The sequence below is a fragment of the Streptomyces hirsutus genome, from assembly GCF_001418415.1.
Classification (GTDB): Bacteria; Actinomycetota; Actinomycetes; order Streptomycetales; family Streptomycetaceae; genus Streptomyces; species Streptomyces hirsutus.
Window position 1 is genome coordinate 1 of sequence record NZ_LIQT01000474.1, and the last position, 3,092, is coordinate 3,092.

At 74.2% G+C, this 3,092-nt stretch carries 3 protein-coding genes; 1 reads left to right on the forward strand and 2 read right to left on the reverse strand.

The genetic code is table 11. The features are described from left to right. Nucleotides 1-179 precede the first annotated feature (179 nt). Both AOK11_RS31310 and AOK11_RS31315 read right to left on the reverse strand, forming a co-directional pair. Complete coding sequence (locus tag AOK11_RS31310) at nucleotides 180-1,232, reverse strand: PadR family transcriptional regulator (RefSeq protein ID WP_055597070.1); 1,053 nt, start codon at nucleotides 1,230-1,232, stop codon at nucleotides 180-182. A gap of 1 nt (nucleotide 1,233) precedes the next feature. Then, entirely contained in the window at nucleotides 1,234-2,256 is a 1,023-nt protein-coding gene (locus AOK11_RS31315; RefSeq protein WP_055597071.1) for a DUF4097 family beta strand repeat-containing protein, read from the reverse strand. A 218-nt stretch (nucleotides 2,257-2,474) separates the two neighbouring features. On the opposite strand from AOK11_RS31315, the gene AOK11_RS31320 reads away from it, so the two are divergent. Continuing rightward, nucleotides 2,475-3,092, forward strand: a 618-nt coding sequence (locus AOK11_RS31320) for a hypothetical protein (RefSeq protein WP_055597072.1), incomplete at its 3' end; no start/stop codon positions are given.

Below are 3,092 nucleotides of genomic sequence, written 5' to 3' on the forward strand. Positions count from 1 at the left end.
GGGGTGGGCAGAGGGGCATCGTGGAGCCGGTCGAGGTGTGCACCTGTGCGGCGGTCGAGGTGGCCGGGTCGCGTGCGGTCGCGGGCCGAGAGGGACCGGACCCGCCGGGACACGGCCGGGGCCCGTCGGCGCCCGGTCGGGCCCCGGCTATGTCCCGGCCGGTTTGCCGGAGGGCCTCGTCAGGGTTTCGGGGTGTGCAGGAGGGCTCCGATCCGGGCTGCGGCCGTGGACAGGTGGCGGCGGGCTTCGCGGAGTTGGTCCGGGGTGATGCCGTGGTCGCGGGTCGCGTCGCGGATGTCGTCCCGGAAGCGGTCCAGCAGGCGGTCCAGGTCGCGCGCGGGGTCGCCGGTGGAGTCCGTGGCGCCCTCGTGCGCCCAGGCCGGGGTGTAGTCGGCGGGGAAGTCCTCCGGGGTCCGGGAGTACGACGGTCCGGGCCCCGGGGTGGCGCTCTCCGCGCTGGTGCGGCCGAAGCCGAAGTCCTTGCCGAACTCGCCCACCTCCTTGACCAGCTCACCCAGGCCCTCGCGCAGGCCCGTCGGCCAGTCGCCCCGTGAGAAGTGGTCCTGCACCTGCTCCTGGACCCGCCGGGCGATGCGCTGCACCTCCTCCTGGGCCTGGGCGGCGGCCCGGTCCTGGGCCTCCTTGGCCTGACGGCGGGCACGCTGCGCCTCGTCGCGGGCGCGGCGGCTCTCGTCCTTCGCGCGCCGGGCCTGTTCCTTCCACTCCTGCTTGGCGCGGCGCATCTCCTCCTTCGCGGCGTGCCAGGCCTCCTTCTCGCCGAGGCCCGTGACATCGTCCGCCCCCGCATCGGCTTCGCCGGGCGCCCCCGCGCCATGGCCGCCCTTGCGGGCCTGGCCTGCGGCGGCACGCATCTCGCGGCGCAGGTCGCCCGCCGCACCGCGGACGTCGGCCTGGATCTCGGCGGCCAGCTCGGCGACCGACTCCCGGATCTCCAGCTCCAGGTCGATCAGCTCACCGCTGCGGTCGGCCAGTTCGGCACGGCCGGCGTCCGTGATCGAGTACACCTTGCGGCCGCCCTCGGTGGTGTGGGTGACCAGGCCCTCCGCCTCCAGCTTGGCCAGGCGCGGGTAGACCGTGCCCGCCGACGGCGCGTACAGCCCCTGGAAGCGCTCCTCGAGCAGACGGATCACCTCGTAGCCGTGGCGCGGGGCCTCGTCCAGCAGCTTCAGCAGGTACAGGCGGAGGCGTCCGTGGGCGAAGACGGGGGGCATGTCAGAGCACCTTCTTGTCGGTGGAGCCGTCGGAGGAGCCGCCGGGTGCGGCGTCGGTGGGGCCTGGGCTCGGGGCGGGGACGGAATGGCCCCCGGCCCCGCCCCGTGGCCCGCTCCCGGAGCCGTCCGGGCCCGCAGGTCCGTCCATGGGCGTGTCCGCAGGTGCGTCCGGTCCGCCCTCGGCGGCGGGCGGCGCGTCCCACGGCTCGCTCTCCTCCTCGTGGGGCGGGCGGCGCAGCAGGGCGATGGAGCCGGAGACGGTGGTGGCCCGCAGCTTGCCGGTGCCCGCGCCCAGCCGGCCGGTGATCTTGTGGGCGCCCCACTGGCCGTGCACCCGCAGGCCGTCGAAGGCGTTGGAGACGGCGCCGCTCGCCGTGTTGGCCTCGACCTCGGCATCCGCCGGATCGGGCAGTCGGATCGCGATCTCGCCGGAGACGCTGGTCAGCCGGATGTCGGTGGGGCCGTCGGGAGCGAGGTCCACGATCATGGAACCGCTGACCGAGTCCGCGCGCACGGTGGAGCCGGAGCCGTCGACCACGGTGAGGTCGCCGGAGACGGAGTTGAACCGGAGGTCGCCGGTGACGGACTGGGCCTCGACGTTCCCGGACACGGTGTCCGCGCGGACCGGGCCGGAGAGGGCGACCAGGGTCGCGTCGCCCGTGACGCCCTTCACCACGGACGGCCCCTTGACCCCGGAGACGACGGCACCGGCGCCGACCACGCCCACCTCGACCCGCGTGTGGGCCGGAACGGCCAGGGAGACCACCGCGCTGCGGCGCCAGCCCTTGCGGTCCAGCCACTTGAGGAAGCCCTTCCAGGGCAGGTCCTCGTAGGCCACCGTCAGGACGCCGTCCCGCTGGGTCACCACCAGGGGCGGTCCCTCGATCTCGGAGACCTCCAGCCGGGCGGGACCCTCGTCCGTGCCCACCACGTTCACCGTTCCGTTGACGATGCGGACGTGGAGCTCGGCCACCGGGTCGTCGAAAGTGAGCTTCTCGGGCCCCGAGACGGACCTTTCGAACATGGGGGAACCTCCTGGACCGGGCTGCCGGATGTCTGACTGGCGGAGGGCGAAACGGCGGGACGAGGAACGAGGAATGCGGCGCATGGCCGCACGCGCACCCCGACGCGCCATATCGCGTCTCACGTAATTCACGATATATCGCGGCCGATGAAAGTCAAGACACTCGTTCCGGTGATCAGCCGCCGTGCGCAGCGGGTGAATTGTCCTACGGTGTGACCATGTCGACGGAACCCTCCCAGGTCACCGGCCGGGCCCGTCCCGCATCGGGAGCCTTGCTGCTGTGCCGCGCGGAGCCCGGCTCCGTCGTTCCCGCCGCCCGGTTGCTGCACGAGCGCATGCTGCTCGCCCGAGCCGGCGACGCGTGGAGCGTGCTCGTCCCCGAGGGCGGTCCCTGGCGGTCCGGCACGGACCCGGTGGACCGGGTGGTCAACGGCTGGGCCATCGCGCTCACCGTCGGCGTCTCCTGGCCGGTGCTGGCCCTGTGGTGGGACGGGGAGCGGGCCGGATTCACGCTCGCCGCCGGCTTCCGCCGCCCGGTCGGCTACGTGTGGCCGGCCGACGGCACGCCGGCCGGCATGGAGGAGGCCATGCGCACCTTCGCGGACCGGCTCGGCCTCGACCCGGTCCTGGACATGCAGGCCCTGGAAGAGCTGACCGAGCCCGATTCCGCCGCCGACGCCTCCGCGCGGCTGAGCGGAGTGCTCGCCGTCCTCACTCGCGCGGGCGTATCCCTTCCCCCGGGACTCGTCCCCGGTGGCAACGCTGACGCACTGCTCGAAGCGGCCCGGCTCCAGCCGGACGCCCGCCTGATCGGGGCGGACGGGGGCGGCGGGAGG